This window comes from Pelodictyon luteolum, from assembly GCF_001622165.1.
In the GTDB taxonomy this organism is placed as follows: Bacteria; Bacteroidota; Chlorobiia; order Chlorobiales; family Chlorobiaceae; genus Chlorobium; species Chlorobium luteolum_B.
Genome location: NZ_LVWG01000021.1, coordinates 78,571 through 97,684, shown reverse-complemented (window position 1 = coordinate 97,684; position 19,114 = coordinate 78,571). Strand labels below are relative to the sequence as shown.

At 58.8% G+C, this 19,114-nt stretch carries 17 protein-coding genes and 1 tRNA gene; 12 read left to right on the top strand and 6 right to left on the bottom strand.

The window, feature by feature from the left end; genetic code table 11:
* Nucleotides 1-13: 13 nt before the first annotated feature.
* The 5 genes from A3K90_RS03700 to ribE all read left to right on the top strand — a co-directional run bounded on the left by A3K90_RS03700 (nt 14) and on the right by ribE (nt 4,237).
* A complete protein-coding gene (locus A3K90_RS03700) occupies nt 14-862 on the top strand; it encodes a CoB--CoM heterodisulfide reductase iron-sulfur subunit B family protein (RefSeq protein WP_303681234.1) in 849 nt (282 codons plus the stop codon).
* 153 nt (nt 863-1,015) lie between these two features.
* A complete protein-coding gene (gene hemE, locus A3K90_RS03695) occupies nt 1,016-2,071 on the top strand; it encodes a uroporphyrinogen decarboxylase (protein ID WP_303681233.1) in 1,056 nt (351 codons plus the stop codon).
* A gap of 84 nt (nt 2,072-2,155) precedes the next feature.
* Nucleotides 2,156-2,995: an ion transporter gene (locus A3K90_RS03690; protein ID WP_303681232.1), complete on the top strand. Its 840-nt coding sequence runs from the start codon at nt 2,156-2,158 to the stop codon at nt 2,993-2,995.
* Between the two features lie 112 nt (nt 2,996-3,107).
* Nucleotides 3,108-3,743, top strand: coding sequence for an SIS domain-containing protein (locus A3K90_RS03685; protein WP_303681231.1), 636 nt, complete (start codon nt 3,108-3,110; stop codon nt 3,741-3,743).
* 26 nt (nt 3,744-3,769) lie between these two features.
* Nucleotides 3,770-4,237 carry a 6,7-dimethyl-8-ribityllumazine synthase gene (ribE, locus tag A3K90_RS03680; RefSeq protein WP_303681230.1) on the top strand — a complete coding sequence of 156 codons (468 nt, stop codon included), beginning with the start codon at nt 3,770-3,772 and terminating at the stop codon, nt 4,235-4,237.
* A 123-nt stretch (nt 4,238-4,360) separates the two neighbouring features.
* On the opposite strand, the gene A3K90_RS03675 is transcribed toward ribE, so the two are convergent.
* The 3 genes from A3K90_RS03675 to A3K90_RS03665 are packed head-to-tail and all read right to left on the bottom strand — an operon-like array spanning nt 4,361 to nt 7,392.
* Nucleotides 4,361-5,056 (bottom strand): 1-acyl-sn-glycerol-3-phosphate acyltransferase, encoded by a 696-nt coding sequence (locus A3K90_RS03675; protein WP_303681229.1) that lies wholly within the window; start codon nt 5,054-5,056, stop codon nt 4,361-4,363.
* A 27-nt stretch (nt 5,057-5,083) separates the two neighbouring features.
* On the bottom strand, nt 5,084-6,400 hold the full coding sequence (gene thrC / locus A3K90_RS03670) for a threonine synthase (protein ID WP_303681228.1): 1,317 nt from the start codon (nt 6,398-6,400) through the stop codon (nt 5,084-5,086).
* 29 nt (nt 6,401-6,429) lie between these two features.
* Complete coding sequence (locus tag A3K90_RS03665; RefSeq protein WP_303681227.1) at nt 6,430-7,392, bottom strand: homoserine kinase; 963 nt, start codon at nt 7,390-7,392, stop codon at nt 6,430-6,432.
* Between the two features lie 213 nt (nt 7,393-7,605).
* Here A3K90_RS03665 and atpA point away from each other — a divergent pair, with 213 nt between their 5' ends.
* The 6 genes from atpA to A3K90_RS03635 all read left to right on the top strand — a co-directional run bounded on the left by atpA (nt 7,606) and on the right by A3K90_RS03635 (nt 16,319).
* Nucleotides 7,606-9,189: a F0F1 ATP synthase subunit alpha gene (gene atpA / locus A3K90_RS03660; RefSeq protein ID WP_303681226.1), complete on the top strand. Its 1,584-nt coding sequence runs from the start codon at nt 7,606-7,608 to the stop codon at nt 9,187-9,189.
* A 45-nt stretch (nt 9,190-9,234) separates the two neighbouring features.
* The gene (locus A3K90_RS03655) at nt 9,235-10,107 is read left to right on the top strand and encodes a F0F1 ATP synthase subunit gamma (protein WP_303681225.1); all 873 of its coding nucleotides are present in this window, start codon (nt 9,235-9,237) and stop codon (nt 10,105-10,107) included.
* A gap of 375 nt (nt 10,108-10,482) precedes the next feature.
* Nucleotides 10,483-12,942, top strand: coding sequence for a bifunctional aspartate kinase/homoserine dehydrogenase I (thrA, locus tag A3K90_RS03650; protein WP_303681224.1), 2,460 nt, complete (start codon nt 10,483-10,485; stop codon nt 12,940-12,942).
* Nucleotides 12,935-14,230: a CinA family nicotinamide mononucleotide deamidase-related protein gene (locus A3K90_RS03645; protein WP_303681223.1), complete on the top strand. Its 1,296-nt coding sequence runs from the start codon at nt 12,935-12,937 to the stop codon at nt 14,228-14,230. The genes thrA and A3K90_RS03645 overlap by 8 nt, the downstream gene beginning before the upstream one ends.
* Nucleotides 14,231-14,318: 88 nt before the next feature.
* Nucleotides 14,319-16,199 carry a DNA mismatch repair endonuclease MutL gene (gene mutL / locus A3K90_RS03640; protein ID WP_303681222.1) on the top strand — a complete coding sequence of 627 codons (1,881 nt, stop codon included), beginning with the start codon at nt 14,319-14,321 and terminating at the stop codon, nt 16,197-16,199.
* Between the two features lie 47 nt (nt 16,200-16,246).
* Nucleotides 16,247-16,319, top strand: a tRNA-Arg gene (locus A3K90_RS03635).
* Nucleotides 16,320-16,364: 45 nt separating this feature from the next.
* On the opposite strand, the gene A3K90_RS03630 is transcribed toward A3K90_RS03635, so the two are convergent.
* Nucleotides 16,365-16,781: a cytochrome c gene (locus A3K90_RS03630; protein WP_303681221.1), complete on the bottom strand. Its 417-nt coding sequence runs from the start codon at nt 16,779-16,781 to the stop codon at nt 16,365-16,367.
* Nucleotides 16,782-16,868: 87 nt separating this feature from the next.
* On the opposite strand from A3K90_RS03630, the gene mtgA reads away from it, so the two are divergent.
* A complete protein-coding gene (gene mtgA / locus A3K90_RS03625) occupies nt 16,869-17,690 on the top strand; it encodes a monofunctional biosynthetic peptidoglycan transglycosylase (protein WP_303681220.1) in 822 nt (273 codons plus the stop codon).
* A gap of 68 nt (nt 17,691-17,758) precedes the next feature.
* Here the strand turns inward: mtgA and rd are convergent, their stop codons facing one another.
* Together rd and dapF are read right to left on the bottom strand one after the other, a co-directional pair.
* Complete coding sequence (rd, locus tag A3K90_RS03620; protein WP_303681219.1) at nt 17,759-17,926, bottom strand: rubredoxin; 168 nt, start codon at nt 17,924-17,926, stop codon at nt 17,759-17,761.
* Nucleotides 17,927-18,060: 134 nt separating this feature from the next.
* Nucleotides 18,061-18,867 (bottom strand): diaminopimelate epimerase, encoded by an 807-nt coding sequence (gene dapF, locus A3K90_RS03615; protein WP_303681217.1) that lies wholly within the window; start codon nt 18,865-18,867, stop codon nt 18,061-18,063.
* Nucleotides 18,868-19,114 lie beyond the last annotated feature (247 nt).

Below are 19,114 nucleotides of genomic sequence, written 5' to 3'. Positions count from 1 at the left end.
GAGGCATGACCGGATGAAGAGATACGCATATTACCTGAGCTGCATCAATGAGTCCATGACCAAGGAGGTTGACCGCTCGATTGCACTCTGGCAGAAGGACCTCGGCATCGAGCTTGTGCACCTGCACGAGAGCACCTGCTGCGGCGGGAGCAACCTCGACTATGTCAGTCCGAAGCACTTTGCGCTGGTCAACGCGCGCAACATCGCCCATGCCGAGAAGATGGGCCTCGACCTCGTGGTCTCCTGCAATACCTGTCTCATGACCATCCGCAGCGCCAAGAAGAAACTTGACGCATCGCCGGAACTCAGGGCCGAGGTCAATGAGATTCTTAAAAAAGAGGGGCTGGAATACCGCGGCACCTCAGAAGTCCGCCATCTGCTCTGGGTGCTCATCGACGATGTCGGCCTCGAGGCCATCAAGTCCAAGGTGAAGGTTCCGCTTTCGAAGTTCCGCATTGCGCCGTTCTACGGTTGCCACATTCTGCGTCCTTCAACAGTGCTGGGCAAGGACAATCCGCTTGATCCTTCATCGCTTGACCAACTGATCGAGGCGCTTGGCGGAAAGACCATTCCCTACCGCCACAAGAACCGGTGCTGCGGTTTCCACACCCTGCTCGTTGCAGAAGAGGAGTCCCTCAGCGTTGCTGCTGAAGCGCTTGGAGAGGCTATCGAAGAGAAGGCCGACTTCATCGTTACCCCCTGCCCGCTCTGCCACACGGTGCTCGACGGCTATCAGTCGAAAGCCCTCAAGCAGGCTCAGATACACAGCTCCATTCCCGTGTTCCACCTCTCGGAGATGGTCGGCCTTGCGCTCGGCTACAGTCCGAAAGAGCTCGGCATCAAGCGCCATATCGTCAGCTGACATGGCGCCTCGCTGAGGATGAAGTTTTAAAAAAGGCTGAAAAGTCGTACCTTTGCTGATTCGAAGTGCGTTCAGCCCCCACGCCCCCTGCTCTTCTGGGGACACGCTCTGAAAGGCCGCCTGTTTTGTTCAACCATCAAACTTTAGCACTGCATGCTCAAAAATGATCTTTTCCTCCGGGCACTGAAGCGCCAGCCATGCTCACGGACCCCCATCTGGGTGATGCGCCAGGCCGGCCGTTACCTCCCCGAGTATCGCGCAATCAGGGAAAAAACCGACTTTCTCACCCTGTGCAAAACTCCTGAGCTGGCCATGGAAGTCACCATCCAGCCGGTCGAGCTGATGGGCGTCGACGCGGCGATCATCTTCTCTGACATCCTCGTCGTCAACGAGGCCATGGGCATGGATGTTGAGATCATTGAAACAAAGGGCATCAAGCTTACCCCTCCGATCCGCTCGCAGGGTGATATCGACCGACTTATCATCCCAGAAGTGCAGGACAAGCTCGGCTACGTGCTCGATGCCATCCGCCTCACGAAGAAAGAGCTTGACAACCGCGTTCCCCTCATCGGGTTCTCCGGTGCGGCATGGACCCTCTTCACCTACGCTGTCGAAGGCGGCGGATCGAAGAACTATGCGTTCGCCAAGAAAATGATGTACCGTGAGCCGAAAATGGCCCACCTGCTCCTCAGCAAGATTTCCGCCGTCATCTCCGAGTATGTCTGCGCACAGGTTGAAGCCGGAGCCGATGCCATCCAGATCTTCGACTCATGGGCCAGCGCCCTGTCCGAGGATGACTACCGCGAGTTCGCGCTTCCCTACATCAAGGAGAACGTGCAGGCGGTGAAGGCAAAGTACCCTGACGTTCCTGTCATCGTCTTCTCGAAGGACTGCAACACCATTCTTTCGGAAATCGCCGACACCGGCTGCGACGCCGTCGGACTCGGCTGGGGCATCGATATTGCGAAAGCCCGTACCATCCTCGGAGACCGCGTCTGTCTTCAGGGCAACATGGATCCGACGGTCCTCTACGGCACGCCCGAGAAGATCAAGGCCGAAGCAGCAAAGGTCCTCCGTCAGTTCGGCCAGCACACCGCCCAGTCCGGCCATGTCTTCAACCTCGGCCACGGCATCCTGCCCGACGTTGATCCGGCCAACCTGAAGCTGCTCGTCGAGTTCGTCAAGGAAGAGAGCGCCAAATACCACTAAGGCTTCTTTCAGGCATTTTTTTTTCGAGCTCCGCCAGTGCCGTGCACCGGCGGAGTTTTTTTTGATGTGCAACAAGATTGAACTATGCAACAATCCGCGACACCAAAAGAAAAACTGCGGCACATCATCTTTGATTATGATACGGTGCCTGCCAAGGCTTTCGATCTTCTTCTGATTTTTGCCATTTCCAGCAGCGTGCTGGTCGTCATGCTTGACAGCGTGCCCTCCCTTCATGCCGCGGCCGGGGATATTTTCCTCGCATGCGAGTGGTTTTTTACCATTCTTTTCTCCATCGAGTACGGCCTCCGACTGTATGCGACCGAAGACCGCCGGCGCTACGCCCTGAGTTTTTTCGGCATCGTTGACTTCCTCTCCATTTTTCCCACCTGGCTGAGCCTCTTCATACCCGGCACCCAGTACCTGCTTGTCATCCGCTTTTTCAGGGTGCTGCGTATCTTCCGTCTTCTGAAGCTCATGCAGTTCGTCCATGAGGCGAACTTTGTCCGGGCATCAATTGTGGCCTCTTCGCGCAAGATTCTGGTGTTTCTGTTTTTCGTCATTGTGCTTACAAGCATCGTCGGCGCCCTCATGTACCTGATAGAGGGTGAGGAACATGGGTTCAGGAGCATTCCTGAAAGTATCTACTGGGCCATCGTTACCGTTACGACAGTCGGCTACGGCGACATATCTCCAGGGACTCCGCTTGGACGATTTCTGGCGGCTTTGCTCATGATCACCGGTTACAGCGTGATTGCTGTCCCGACGGGCATCGTCTCTGCAGAAATGTCTTCCATGCGCTCATCCTGCAGCCCCGAAAGGTTCTGCCGCGCATGCCCCGGCCTCCGCCACGAACCCGATGCCGCGTTCTGCCGCCGCTGCGGCCTTCCGCTTGAGGATGCTCCGGATGGCGATGGCCTCAGCTGAGGCTTTTTCTTCGCTTCCTGCCTTTTTCGTTATATTAGCGTACAATTTTGTCCGGAGTCCCTTCTGTTGCGTAGTCCGGATAAGACACCCTAAACCCGTACCATCCCAAACAATGGACAATGGCGGAAAATGTTCCTGCAGGCTCACTGACAGGAATCGACTTGAAGAAAGTGTCCTTGAAACGATGCTCTACAGCGCACGCCTTAAGGAGCGTGTCGCAAGAGAGAACAGCGCGGTCATTGCCGCAATGGCGCGTCTCATGGCCGATACTTTTTCTGCGGGCCGGAGCGTGCTTTTTGCCGGAAACGGTGGAAGCGCGGCCGATGCCCAGCATCTTGCAACGGAACTTACCATCCGTTACCGAAGCACCGTGAAGCGCCCTGCCCTGCCCGCCATCGCCCTGTCCAGCGACAGCATGGCGCTCACTGCCGGGGCCAACGATCTTGGCTATGACGCTGTTTTTGCGCGGCTTGTGGAGGCATACGGCAAGGAAGGGGACCTCTTCGTGGGCCTTTCCACCAGCGGCAACAGCATGAGCGTCATCAATGCTATGAAAGTTGCTCGGCAGCAGGGGATGAAGAGCATCGCCCTTCTTGGCGGTGAGGGTGGACTCATGAAAGGAATGGCCGACCTCCAGCTCATTGTTCCCCACTCCGGTACGGCCGACCGGGTGCAGGAGTGCCATATCACTGTCGGCCACGTCATCATCGATCTTGTGGAGCAGATTCTCGGATACTGCGACACCTAGGCCTAACCCATAAACAACCAACCAGCATGCAGATCAAACAGATTGAAGGGGCGCTCAGCGCCAAAGACGCCCGGTTCGCCCTCGTCATATCCCGGTTCAACGATTTCATCGGCCAGAAGCTGATGGAGGGAGCCATCGACTGCATCCGCCGCCACGGCGGATCGGAAGAGAACATCACCATCTACCGCTGCCCCGGAGCGTTCGAGTTGCCGATGGTCGCCAAGAAGGCGGCCCTCACCGGCAAGTACGATGCCCTCATTACCCTCGGAGCCATCATCCGCGGAAGCACCCCTCACTTCGACGTCGTTGCCGCTGAGGCTACCAAAGGCATCGCCCAGGCGTCGCTTGAAACCGGTGTGCCGATCGCATTCGGCGTGCTTACTACCGAGAACATCGAGCAGGCAATCGAGCGAGCCGGAACGAAGGCAGGCAACAAGGGCTTCGATGCAGCACTAACTGCCATCGAAATGGTGAACCTCTACCGGAACATGTGATCCACGCTTCTGGTGAACGCCAAACAATACGAGAGGGCCGCTGCGTGTCAAATGGAAACGCAGCGGCCCTCTCTTGTTTTTCCTCGCCGGGCTCGGGGGTGTGGGGTTCCCCGGTGCCGCTCCTCAGTTGAGGTTCGCTGCGATGGCGTCGCGAGAGGCCTGCATGAGGGTTTCGACGTTCGGGAAGTCGGCGGTGCGGAGGGGTTTGCCGATGATGAGGCGGACCTTGCCGCGGTGTATGGCAAGGCTCTTTTTCGGGGTGATGAGGTGGCTTCCGATGATGGTGACGGGCAGAACCTCGGCTTTGGCTTTTTCAGCCACGAGAAATGCTCCGCGCTTGAATGGGAGCAACTTGCCCGTGGCGGACCTTGTTCCTTCAGGGAAGATGTGGACGGAGCGGCCGCTTTTGATTACTTCCGATGCGGCCAGCAGGCTTTTAAGGGCTTCGCGGTTCTGGCCGCGCTTGATCATCACGTAGCCGCCGTTCTTCAACGCCCAGCCGAAGACGGGGATTCTGCCGAGTTCCTCCTTGGCGACGAAGCGGAGGTTGAGCTTCATTGAGCCGAGGAGCAGCGGGATGTCGGCCATGCCGGCATGGTTGCTTACAACGAGGTAGCTGCCGCCCGCCCTGTAGTTTTCCTCGCCTTCCACCTCCACCGTGATGCCGAAGAGCCACGCGCTGAAGCGCCCCCACCAGGAGGCGATGCGGTGGAAGCGGTCTCCGGTCCCGTCAATAGTGTTCATGATATAGCCGGCGAGCATTCCGAAGAACATCACCGGAATCAGGATAATGAAGAAGAGCAGGGTGCGAGCGTTCATGGGGTGTGCTGTGGGTTGGTGGGCACCTCAGTGGTCCAGCCCGTTGAGGAAGCCCGCAAGGTCGCGGTAGTTCGGCTCGATCATGGTCGCCTGTTTTTCTTTTGCCAGGAGGCACCCGAGCCGCTCGGGGACCTCGACCTCCAGCTGGAGGGCTTCATGGATGGCCTCAAGGAACTTCGACGGATGGGCTGTCGAGAGTACGACGCCGGGGTTGTCGCAGTACATCCCGTCCTGGCGCATCCTGAGGAGGGCGCAGTAGCCGACGGCTGTATGGGGGTCCATGACATAGCCGAACCGGCTGTGTACGAGGCGGATGGTCTCAAGGGTCTCCCGGTCGGTGACCGAGGTGCCGGTGATGTCGCGGGCCATGGCATCGTGCTCCCCCTGATAGAAATGGATGAGCCGGGCAAAATTGCTCGGGTTGCCGACATCCATCGCCGTCGAGAGCGTGCGGCGGGTAGGACGGGGTTCGTAGCGCCCAAGGGAGAGGTAGCGGGTGACGCTGTCGTTGGCGTTGGAGGCGGCGATGAAGCCTCCGATGGGGAATCCCATCTTTTTTGCCAGCACGCCGGCAGTCAGGTTGCCGTAGTTGCCGGAGGGAACCGAGAATACGGGGCCCTGCAGTCCGTAATCCTCTTGGAGCCGGAGTGTGGCCCAGGCGTAATAGAACGACTGCGGGATAAGGCGCGAGATGTTGATAGAGTTGGCCGAGGTCAGGGTGAGGCGCTCCTTGAGCGATGGGTCGACGAAAGCCTCCTTCACCAAACGCTGGCAGTCGTCGAAATCACCGTTCACTTCAAGCGCGTGGACGTTGCCGCCGGCGGTGGTGAGCTGCTGCTCCTGCAGGCGGCTGACCTTGCCGGAGGGGTAGAGCAGCACCACGCGGGTGTTCGGGATCCCCTGGAAGCCGTATGCCACGGCGCTTCCTGTATCACCGGATGTTGCCACGAGTACCGTGATCAGCCGGTTATCCTCGGCAGCGAACCATCCGGTCATGCGAGCGAGGAAACGGGCACCGTAGTCCTTGAATGCGAGGGTTGGCCCGTGGAAGAGCTCAAGGACGAAGGCTGCCGGATCAAGCTGGACGAGCGGGGTCGGGAAGTTGCAGCACTCGCGGACAATCTCCTGCAGCTCGACAGGAGGGATCTCGCCGTCGACGAACTTCTTTGCAATGGCAAAGCCTACATCGCTGAACGTGGCGCCCTCAAGCTGCAGGAGCTCCTGAGGGGTGAAGGAGGGTATGGCGGAGGGTACGTAGAGACCGCCGTCGGGCGCGAGCCCCTCGAGGGTGGCCCGTTTCATGGAGACCGGCGTGGAAGATTTGCTGGTGCTGAAGTAGATCATGTGCGGTAAGGCTTCGGCGGTTGTGTTCGTTACAGTATCCTTGCGCCTTCTCTGCAGATAGGCGACACCCACATGTCGGAAGGCAGCTTTGCCTTGGAGGTAAGGAACGCTTCCTGCATGGCGCGGCCGGCTTCCCGGGCGGTGTCGGGAGAAGAGGCGAATGCGAAAATCGAGGGGCCTGAGCCGGCGATGCTGCATCCGAGGGCGCCTGCCTTCAGTGCGGCTTCCTTCACTTCGAAGAACCCCGGGATCAGGGGCGCACGTTTGGGTTCGGCAACGACGTCAATGAGCGAGCGGCCGATGAGCGGGTAGTCGGCGGTGAGGAGCCCGGCGACGAGTGCCCCCACGTTGCCCCATTGCTGGGTCGCCATCTTGAGCGGGATTTCGTTCGGAAGCACGGAGCGGGCAAAAGATGTCCGCAGTTCCGTATGGGGGTGGACGAGCGAGCAGTACAGGTCATCCGGCGGAGGGATGACGATGAGGTCGAGCGGCGTGTAGCTGCGGATGAGGACGAAGTTGCCGAGGATGGCCGGCGCGGCATTGTCGGCGTGGGCCGAGCCGCAGGCGACCCTCTCGCCTTCGATGGCGAAGTGGACCAGTTCCATTTTCGTGCATGGCTGGCCGAGCAGTTCGTTTGCCGCCGCAAGGGCTGCTGCCGCACTGGCCGCACTGCTTCCCATGCCGCTGCTGAGTGGCAGGTGCTTCTTCAGTTCAAGTGAAATATGGCCGTTGAAAGCGATGCCCTTCTGGGCGCGGAGGTGTTCGAGAAACTTCAGGACGACAAAGCTTGAGGTGTTCTTCTTCGGGTCGAGGGGGAGTTTTCCGCCGTCACCCGAAATGGCGGAGATGGTGACGGGGCACGACGAGTGCTTCCGCTCCGAAAGCGTCAGGATGACCTCGTCTCCGGGCTCCTTGATGGCAAAGCCGAGCACGTCAAAACCGCAGGCCACGTTTCCGACGGTTGCTGAAGCAAATCCCCTGACTGTTTTCATACCGTATGATGCGGGTCGGATACGGGCCTCATAGGCTCATGCCGTGCCCCTTGAAAAACCAAGTTGTTCAAATGCGAGAGAGTACTTGAATAACTAAAAGCTTTTCATTAAATTTGGCTTTTATTTTTGGAAAGGGAAGAGACCCTTTGAATTCAAATGAAAGTAAGCAGAATCTTTCTCTTTTCTTAACAAATAACCAAGCGGAATAAGCATATGTCTACAACAGTCAGGCCTGATGAAGTTTCATCCATACTTCGCAAGCAGCTTGCCGGCTTTGAGTCCGAAGCCGAAGTTTATGATGTGGGAACCGTGCTGCAGGTCGGCGACGGTATCGCACGTGTGTACGGGTTGTCCAAAGCTGCTGCCGGTGAACTCCTTGAGTTTCCGAACAAAGTCATGGGCATGGCTCTGAACCTGGAGGAGGACAATGTCGGCGCCGTTCTCTTCGGTGATTCCACCGAGGTCAAAGAGGGTGATACCGTCAAACGCACGGGCATCCTTGCCTCTGTTCCGGTTGGTGAAGCAATGCTCGGCAGGGTAATCAACCCGCTCGGCGTACCCATCGACGGCAAAGGCGTTATCGACACCGATATCCGTCTTCCCCTCGAGCGCCGCGCTCCCGGCGTCATCTACCGCAAGTCGGTGCATGAGCCGCTACAGACCGGCCTCAAGGCAATCGACTCCATGATTCCGATCGGCCGCGGACAGCGCGAGCTCATCATCGGCGATCGCCAGACCGGCAAAACCGCCGTTGCGCTTGATACCATCATCAACCAGAAGGGCAAGGGCGTGTTCTGTATCTACGTTGCCATCGGCCTGAAGGGTTCGACGGTTGCACAGGTGGTCAACACTCTTGAAAAGTATGGCGCGATGGAGTATACCACCGTCATCTCGGCAACAGCTTCCGATCCTGCACCGCTGCAGTTCATTGCTCCCTTCGCCGGCGCCGCCCTTGGCGAATACTTCCGCGACACCGGCCGCCATGCGCTGGTCGTCTACGATGATCTCTCCAAGCAGGCTGTCGCATACCGCCAGCTTTCCCTTCTGCTCCGCCGTCCCCCGGGACGCGAAGCATACCCCGGTGATGTGTTCTTCCTGCACTCCCGTCTGCTTGAGCGTGCGGCTAAGATCACTGACGACATCGAAGTCGCAAAGAAAATGAATGACCTTCCCGACGCCCTCCGCCCGATGGTGCAGGCTGGCGGAAGCCTTACGGCACTGCCGGTCATCGAGACCCAGGCCGGTGACGTGTCGGCATATATCCCGACCAATGTGATCTCCATCACCGATGGCCAGATCTTCCTTGAGTCGAACCTGTTCAACAGCGGACAGCGTCCTGCAATCAACGTCGGCATCTCGGTCTCCCGCGTCGGCGGCGCCGCCCAGATCAAGGCGATGAAGAAAGTTGCCGGTACCCTCCGTCTTGACCTCGCACAGTTCCGGGAACTTGAAGCCTTCTCGAAGTTCGGTTCCGACCTCGACAAGACCACCAAAGCGCAGCTCGATCGCGGTGCACGCCTTGTTGAAATCCTCAAGCAGGGCCAGTATGTGCCGATGCCCGTGGAACGTCAGGTTGCAATCATCTTCCTCGGTACCCAGGGCCTTCTCGACCTTGTAGCGGTGCAGCATGTCAAGAAGTTTGAGGAGGAATTCCTCGCCATGCTCGATTTGAAGCACGGCGACATCCTGAAATCCATTGCAGAAACCGGTGCCCTCGAGGCCGACGTGGCCGCAAGGCTGAAAGAGGCGGCGGCGAAGTTCGTCACCACCTTCAACGAAAAGGTAAAGGCCCGATAGGCTGGTGCAGGGTATTTCAGATAATTCATTAACGACCCGTAATACATGCCAACATTAAAGGACATACGAGTTCGCATCAAGGGTGTGAAGTCAACGCAGCAGGTGACCAAGGCCATGAAGATGGTTGCGGCTGCGAAGCTCCGCAAGGCGCAGGAGCGGGCGGTCATGGCCCGGCCTTACGCTGCGAAGCTCAAAGAGATGCTCGGCTCGCTATCCGGCAAGGTCGACACCTCCGCAACGCCGCTGCTTGCTGACCGTGCGGACGCCTCGAAGGTCCTGGTGGTCCTCATCACCTCCGACAGGGGGCTATGCGGCGCCTTCAACACCAACATCATCAAGCTTGCGCACCGCACGATTCATGAGGATTTCGCTGCAGCTCACGCTGCCGGCAACGTCCAGCTTATTTGTGCCGGTACCCGCGGTTTCGATTTTTTCCGCAAGCGGGGCTACAGTATCTTGAAAGGGTATCCCGCAGTGTTCCAGAACCTTGATTTCTCGACAGCCCGCGAGATTGCCGAAACCGCTTCTTCAATGTATGTGAAAGGAGATGTGGACCGGGTAATCGTGGTCTACAACGAGTTCAAGTCGGTTCTTGCGCCGACCCTGAAGGCCGAAGTGCTGCTTCCGATCAAGAGCGATGCGCCTGTTTCCGAGGGCGGCGACTACATCTACGAGCCATCGCCGGCTGCCATCATTGAAGAACTGGTGCCGAAGCATCTCAATACCCAGGTGTGGGGAATGATGCTCGAATCCAACGCTGCCGAACAGGCTGCAAGGATGACTGCCATGGATTCTGCGACTGAGAACGCAAAGGAGCTGCTCCGGGGCCTCAATATCAGCTACAACCGTGCCCGCCAGGCGGCGATCACCAAGGAGCTGAGTGAGATCGTCGGTGGCGCCGATGCACTTCAGAACTGATAGGATTCTCTCTGGAGAACAAGGAAAAGCGCCCCGCTCGGGGCGCTTTTTTTTTTGAGTGCATTATCGTCTCGTTCAACATGCAAAGCACCGGGTGCCTGCCTGGCATGGAGCAGGGATGGGCTTGAGGACGCTACCAGCGCTAAATGCGTGGCGTATAACCTAATAAAAGAGCGGGTTATGGTTTCGGTGGCTGTTAATGTAAAGGTTTTTATATTAGTAGCAACGTGTGCAGCGGCTCATCTGGAGGTCTCGGGCAGCCGGACCGATTCCCTCAATCTTTTCCGGTCGTTACCCTGCATCAGATGAGTTGTATTTTAAGGCGCATTGGATGAAATTCTACGGAGTCATTAATACCCAGTAACTCGAGGGCACATGAAAATATTCAAGTTCGGGGGGACCTCCCTCGGCTCGGCAGACCGCATCAGGAATGTTTCCGCCATCATATCCAAGGCGCTCACCGACGACCGCCTGGTCATTGTCATTTCTGCCATGCACGGGGTGACCGACCGTCTGCTGGAAGCTGCCCGAAGGGCATGCGGAGGCGACAACGGGTACGTGGCCGTTCACGAAGAACTGGCGGAACGCCATCTTAGTGTTGCGGCAGATCTGCTCGAGGGGCCAGCCTTTGATGAGCTCAGCGGGGTCCTCCGCCGGGAACTCGAAGAACTGCACGATATGCTGCACGGGATCTTCCTCCTCCGGGAACTCTCCTTCAAGAGTTCGGCTCTCGTGCAGAGCTTCGGGGAGCGCCTGTCGGCAAGGATTGTTGCTGCCTGGCTCAGCCTGTCGGGCATCCCGGCCGCCTACGTGGACGGCCGTGAGCTGATTGTCACCGATGCCAGCTACCCCGACGCCCGGCTTGACGAACCCGCTACCCGGGAACGGGTCAGTCTCCGCCTTGCCCGGAAAACGGAACTTCCCGTGGTGACCGGCTACATCGCCGCCGCCGCAGATGGTACGGTGACCACGCTTGGCCGTGGCGGATCCGACTATACGGCCTCCATTCTCGGCGCTGCGCTCGGTGCTCGTGAAATATGGATATGGACCGATGTCGACGGGTTCTTCAGCGCCGATCCCAAGCGGGTGCCCGACGCACGGGTGCTTCCCTATATCAGCTACGCAGAGGCTATGGAGCTGTCGCACGCTGGCGCGAAGATTCTCCACCCGCTCGCCGTGCAGCCGGCCATGAAGTCCTCCATTCCGATGGTCATCAAGAACTCGTTCAACCCCGGAGCAGCCGGAACGCGTATCGAGCGTGAAGTGCATCGCGATGAGGCGCTCGCCCTGCCGGTTACGGGTCTCACCTCCATCAACACGGTGGTGCTTCTCAACCTTTCCGGCAGCGGTATGGTTGGTGTGCCCGGCATTGCCTCCCGCCTGTTTACCCGCCTCGCACGGCACCGCATCAACGTAATCTTCATCTCCCAGGCCTCCTCTGAGCAGTCGATAAGTCTGGCCATCAAGCCGACGCAGGCTGCCGAGGCCAAGCTTGTGCTCGACGACGAGTTCTCTGCCGAAATAACTGCCCGCCAAATCGACCCTCTGGCCGTCCGTCGGGATCTTGCGATGATTGCCGTCGTCGGAAACAACATGTCGGGACATCCCGGTGTGTCGGCCCAGCTGTTCGAAACCCTCGGCAAGAACGGCATCAACGTCATTGCCGTGGCCCAGGGTGTAAATGAAATGAACATCTCCTTTGTTGTCGAGAGTCACGACGAGGACAAGGCTCTCAACTGCATCCACGAATCCTTTTTCCTTTCACGCCGACGGGTGCATGTCTTCATCGCAGGTACCGGCACGATTGCCAGAAGCCTGATCGGACAGATCTCGGCACACCGCAGGAAACTGCAGGAGGAGAATGGCCTCGATGTGGTGGTTGCCGCTATGGCCAACACCCGCAGCATCGCATTCAACCGCTCGGGCATAGACCTCGAAGGGTGGCCGGATGCCCTGGAGCCGCGCGGTGATTATCAGGGAATCGATGGCTACCTCCGCTTCATCATGGAGAAGAACCTGCATAACACCATTTTCGTCGACTGCACCGCCAGTGCCGATGTTGCCGCGAAATACCCCGAGCTGCTTCGCTCCGACATCTCCGTCGCCACAGCCAATAAACTCGGCATGGCGGGGCCCTGGCCGCTCTACCGCGCCATCCGCGATGCCCGACGCCAGAGCAATGCCCGTTTTCTCTATGAGACCAACGTCGGTGCCGGCCTGCCGATTATCAACACCCTCGGTGATCTTAAAAACAGCGGAGACAGGATCCGGAGCATTGAGGGCGTGCTGTCCGGGACCCTCAGTTTCATTTTCAACGAACTCCGCAAGGGCGGGCGGTTCAGCGAAATTGTTCGCAGCGCGCGCCAGGCCGGCTACACCGAGCCGGACCCCCGTGACGATTTGTCGGGAGCGGATTTTGCACGCAAGTTCCTCATCCTCGGCCGGGAACTCGGCTTTGAGCTCGAGTACGACGATGTTGAGTGCGAGAGCCTTGTTCCCGAGGAACTTCGGGGCGAAATGGATGTCGATACCTTCCTCGATCGCCTCAGCTGTGTGGACGAAGGGTACGGCGATGCCATTGAGCAGGCGGGCCGGCAGGGGATGACCATTTCATTTGCCGGCGAGATCCGTGACGGCAAGGCCTCGATCGGCGTGAAGCGGGTTCCGCAGGAAAGCCCCCTTGCCGGGCTTAACGGCTCCGAGAACATGGTTGTCTTCACTACCGACCGATACCTCCAGACCCCTCTCGTTGTCAAGGGACCGGGTGCCGGCGGAGAAGTCACTGCAGGAGGCGTGTTTGCCGACATCCTGCGCATCGCCGGCTACCTTGTCTGAGCGCGTGCCGTCCCTTCGGGCGGAAATCGTTTCGGTCGGCGACGAACTGCTGAAAGGTCAGCGCGTCAACACCAACGCCTCCTTCATCGCCCGCGGCCTCGGTACGGTCGGCATTCCGGTTGTACGCATCACGGCATGCTCCGATTTCGAGAGCGAGATGGCCTCCGTTTTCAGGGAGACGCTCGAGCGTGCTGATGTGGTGCTTGTGACCGGCGGCCTTGGACCTACGAGGGACGACCGTACACGGAAGGCTGCCGGGGAACTTCTGGGGCTCGGCCTCCGGCTCGATCCCGATGCCCTCAGGGAGGTTGAACGGAGGGTCACGGCCCACGGCAGGACAATGAATGAGCTCATGCAGTGCCAGGCTATGGTGCTTGAGGGCTCGATGGCCATCCCGAACACCCGCGGTACGGCCGCAGGGATGATTATTCCCGCAGGCCGGCGTTTTGGCGGAAGCTATCTGGTGCTGATGCCCGGCGTACCCTCTGAGATGGAGGCGATGATGGAGTTGACGGTGCTTCCGTGGCTCAGGAGCCTCAGCGATACGACCATCATCCATACCCCCGTAAAGACCACCGGTATCGGCGAGTCCACACTTGCCGACATTATCACAGATATTGAAGACTCGATTCCGGATGGTACGAGCCTGGCATACCTGCCGCACGGCGCCGGGGTCGATCTGATGGTCAGCACCATCGCCCGGGACCCCCGGATCGCCGAGCGGGACAACGCCGCCGTGGTCGAGGCCATCCGGGAGCGGGCAGGGGTGTTCATTTTTGGTGTCGGAACGGCAAGCCTCGAGGAGACCATCATCGGCATGCTTGCTTCCGGTGGATTCACACTTTCCGTAGCGGAATCCTGTACGGGAGGACTCATAGCAAGCCGTCTGACCGATGTGCCCGGTGCGTCGGTTTCGTTGATGCAGGGGTACATCGTCTACAGCAACAGTGCCAAGGAAGAACTTCTCGGTGTCAGCCGGGGCCTCATCGATATGTACGGTGCGGTCAGTGAAGAGGTCGCCCGGGCCATGGCGCTCGGCTGCCTCCGCCGCAGCGGAACCTCGATTGCGCTTGCAACCACAGGTATCGCCGGCCCCGGTGGCGGCAGCCCTGAAAAGCCTGTCGGTACCCTTTGCGTGGCCCTTGCACGCCAGGTTTCGGGCACCGGCCCTTCGGTCGAGGTGCGGACCCTCCATATGCACGGCGACCGTCTGCAGAACAAGCACCGGTTCACGGAGGCCGCGCTTCGTGAGCTTTGGTCGGCGCTGCGGGGTGAACCGGGAGGATAACTTCCTCCGCCGCTTTCAAAGACGGGTATTTATCGATAAGTTGCTGGTCGAGAAGGTTCAGTCGAACAGCATCCATATGTGAACAGGTATGCCATCCATTGCCAGGCTTCCGGACAATGTAGCCAACAAGATTTCAGCGGGGGAGGTCGTCCAGCGGCCGGCTTCCGTCGTCAAGGAACTCCTTGAAAACGCCATAGACTCCGGTGCTGACCGGATTTCAGTGGTTATAAAAGACGCCGGCAAGGAACTGGTGCGCATCATCGACAACGGTAGGGGCATGAACAGGGAGGATGCCCTGCTTTCGGTTGAGCGGTTCGCCACAAGCAAACTCAGGGACGTCGAGGATCTTGAAACCCTCTGCACCCTCGGCTTCCGGGGCGAGGCCCTTGCCAGCATCTCCTCCGTCTCCCATTTCGAGCTTCGCACCCGGGAGGCCGATGCACCTGTCGCACTCCGATTCCGCTATGAAGGAGGCATCCCTGCCGAAGAGTCGGAAGTGCAGGGAGAGCCGGGTACGTCAGTAAGCGTACGCAACCTTTTCTACAATGTGCCTGCCCGCCGGAAGTTCCTGAAGTCCAACGCCACTGAGTACGGACATATTTTCGAGCTCGTGCGCTCGTTCTCTCTTGCCTATCCTGAAATACAGTGGCAGCTTTTGAACGATGATGAGGAGCTGTTCAACTTCCGGACCCCTGATCTTTTGGAGCGCCTCGATACCTTTTATGGAAAGGGGTTTGCCGAAAGCCTCATCGAGGTCGGCGAGGAGAACGACTACCTTTCCATCAGGGGATACATCGGCCGCCCTGCGCTCCAGAAGCGCAAGAAGCTTGACCAGTACTTTTTCATCAACCGTCGCCTGATCCAGAACCGCATGCTCACACAGGCCCTCCAGCAGGCCTACGCTGAGTTGCTCGTGGAGCGCCAGGCGCCCTTCGCCCTTCTCTTTCTCGGCATCGACCCCTCACGGGTGGACGTCAACGTGCACCCTGCGAAGCTCGAGGTCCGCTTCGACGATGAGCGAAGCGTGCGCAACATGTTTTACCCGGTGATCAAGCGGGCCGTGACAATGCATGACTTTTCCCCCGACCTTGCAGCAGGAGGACAGAGGGCAGAGACAGCCGATGAGGCTGCTTCCCGGGGGTTCGCTCATGGCGGTGGCGGCACCTTCCGGACCCTTTCATTCCAGGAGGTTCCGGAGCGGGCCATTACGACGGGAGAGCTCTATGGCAGCTACCGCGAAGGGGCATTCGGACGTTCCCTCCCGGCAGTTCCGCAGCCTTCACATCAGGAGGTGATGTTCCCTGTTCCTGAAGTCCCGGCCGCCCGTGAGGACATCTCACAGCTGCTCCGGTCGAGCATGCACGAGGGCCCGGAAGGTGCTGAAGTTGATCCAAAAGGGGAGGATCCGAAGATCTGGCAGCTCCACAATAAGTACCTTATCTGCCAGATCAAGACCGGGGTCATGATCATCGATCAGCATGTGGCTCATGAGCGGGTTCTCTACGAACGTGCCGTGGAGGTGATGGATAGCAGCGTGCCGAACTCCCAGCAGCTGCTCTTTCCGCAGAAGGTCGAGTTTCGGCCGTGGGAGTACGAAGTGTTTGAGGAGATAAAGGATGACCTGTACCGGCTGGGGTTCAACCTCCGTTCGTTCGGCAGCCGGGCGGTGATGATTGAGGGTGTGCCGCAGGATGTGCGGCCGGGAAGTGAGGTTACCATCCTGCAGGATATGATTGCCGAGTACCGGGAGAACGCATCCCGTCTTCGCCTGGAAAGACGGGACAATCTGGCCAAATCATACTCCTGCCGCAACGCCATCATGGCGGGCCAGAAACTCTCGATGGGGGAGATGCGCACCCTCATAGACAACCTCTTCGCCACCCGGGAACCTTACTCATGTCCGCACGGCAGGCCAGTCATCATCAAGATGACGCTTACACAGCTCGACCATATGTTCGGGAGGTCCTGAGGGCTTGCTTCTTTCGGGCAAAGATGCTAAATTCACGCTTCACCGATACCCTTGTAGCTCAGTGGATAGAGCAACAGTTTCCTAAACTGTGGGTCGGCAGTTCGAGTCTGCCCAAGGGTACAGAAGGAAAAGAAAGCCCGGAGCAGCCCTCCGGGTTTTCCGATTCTAACGGCAGGTGCCTTTTGGCTGGCCTGCACCCCTGCCGGGGCCCATGCCGGCTCCGCCCTGATCCCAGACCCATCCGGCTACTGCCCGGAGGTCCGCTTCGCTGAGTGCGGACATTGATGGCATGAGGCCGAAGCGTTCGATTGCCTGGACTTCAATGACTGATGCCGCTTTGGAGGGCGACTGCATGAATGCCGTCATAGCCTTGACGCCTGCGGCTTTCGTTGCGAACTCTGCACGGTATCGGGCGGCGATTGGAATGATCGGGGGTGCAGATTTCGGCGGCGGCGCCACGCTGTGGCAGACGCTGCAGTTGCGCTCAAATACCGCTTTCCCGTCGGGAACGGCGGCAAAGCAGTCAACGGCGGCAGCCGAAAAGATGAGTCCGGCCGCAAGTGGCAGTATCGCCTGTTTCATGTCGGTGCTTCCTCGTGTTACATTGGATGAAAAGATATTCCTGCCTTCAATGGAAAAGATACCGAAAAAAACAAACCGCCCCAGCATATGAAGTTTCTGCGGAACATCGCTATCCTGCTTTTCTGCCTCTTTGTTGTCGATATCATGCGATACTTCGTCATTCCCGATGTGGAGGGGCTTGCCCGAAAAACCCCCGAGACCACCGCGTTCATGCAGTACCGGGTGGAGGCATGGCGCCGCGCCGGATACCCCGGAAGAGAGACCGAGCGGAAGGTCGTTCCGCTGAGGGCGATATCGAAAAACGTCGTCAGGGCGGTGTTGATTGCCGAAGACGACAAGTTCTGGCAGCATGACGGGTTCGACTACGAGGCAATGGAGCGTGCGCTGGAGAAAAACCTCAAGGAGCGCAAAATAGCCATGGGCGGCAGCACCGTCAGCCAGCAGCTGGCAAAGAACCTCTATCTCTCTCCCTCGAAGAATCCGGTACGCAAGATCAAGGAGGCCATTCTTACCTGGCGGATCGAACGCTCGCTCTCAAAGCGCCGCATTCTGGAGCTCTATCTTAATTCCGCCGAATGGGGCGACGGTATATTCGGCATCGAAGCTGCTGCCCGCCACTACTACGGTGTAAGCGCCAGCCGGCTGAACGCCCGCCAGGCATCCCGCCTTGCCGCCGTGCTCCCCAACCCCATCCGCTGGTCACCAACCGGCAGTTCCCGGTATGTCCGGAACCGCTCGGCCATCATCTACCGCATCATGCAGAAGAGGGGGGGCGTGGCGCCATCCTCCGGCGTGAGGGCGCCGCTTCCGGTCGATACAACGGCAACGGTTGCCGATACCATCACGATCGGTGTCCCGCGCGAACTCATCGACGAGGTGTTCATGGATTCTGGAGAGGGCGGAAACTGAACACGCCGCAAATGGCGGCGTGCAGTTTGATACGATGGGGGGCGGGCATCTGGCGGCGCCCTCCCCGATCAACGTTCTTCGTAGGGTTCGAAGAGGGTCTTGTCGACGCCGCAGACAGGGCATACCCAGTCTTCGGGGACATCTTCAAATGGCGTTCCGGGCGCAACTCCGCTGTCGGGGTCGCCGGCTTCGGGATCATAGACGTAGCCGCAAGGGACACATACCCATTTCTGCATGATGGTTCTCCGTTTGGTGTTGAATGGTTTTGACATTAAGGCTCAAGTGGGGGGATTTTGCCCCTGCAGCGAAAATGAATTCCCTCTGCCGGTAAAAAGTTCACGACCTCCTGCCGTTTTACCCAATCTGTCGATCAGCCTGCCTTGACCACACCGGTATAGACGATGACGGCTGGTCCGGTGAGATAGACCTCCCGCATATCTCCACTGAATGCCACTTCGAGGATGTCTCCGCTTTTCACCCGGACACTGATGCATTCGGCGGAGGTAATGCCGAGGCGGCGGCTGAGAAGTGCTGCCGCCACCGCGCCGGTTCCGCAGGCCAGTGTCTCGTCTTCGACGCCCCGCTCGAATGTTCTGATGTTGATGCTCTCAGGGGAGGTGACCTCCAGGAAGTTGACGTTGGTCCCACCAGGGAAAAGGTCGGTGCGGTGGCGGATGGCTCTGCCTTCCTCGATTACATCCACGGCATCAAGTTCCTCGGTGCGGATCACGGCGTGTGGTGAGCCGGTATCGATAAATGCGCAGGATCGGCCGCCTAGATCGATTTCGTTTCTTGCGTCACGGGGCTCGCGCATCCGGAGCCGCACCGTTTCCGGTCCGCTCACCCATGCCTGATAAAGGTCGTTGTTGGCCTCAAAACGGAAGCATCCTTCGGTGTCCGGCTCCACGCCGATGCTCTGGGCGAACCAGACCGCACAGCGGCCGCCGTTGCCGCACATCGTGCCCGGAAGGCCGTCGGCGTTGTGATAGAGCATGCTGAATGCGGCTGTTTCCGATGGCTCGATGAGGATGAGCCCGTCGGCGCCGATGCCGGTTCTGCGAGTGCAGAGAGCGCGGACAGCCGAAGCATCGAGGGTGATGGAGCGGTCACGGTTATCCATGACGATGAAGTCGTTGCCCGCGCCGGATAGTTTGCTGAATGGAATCTCGCGCCTCATGTCCGGAATGTTTTGGAATGGTGTTGAATTGGAACTCCATGCTCCTGCAGCGCGATCGGGGTCCTTTCCCCTGATGCTCCGCCAAAGCCTTCCCCATAGGGGCTTTCCTGCTTTATAATAAAACAATAGCCCGTCAATGGCGGCCCAAAAAAATTTATTATTAAATAATTTTTCTTATTTTATTTAATACTGCGTCAGGTGGGAAGACCGCCTCAGCAGCCATTCCGGTATTGCCGGCACCGGGGAA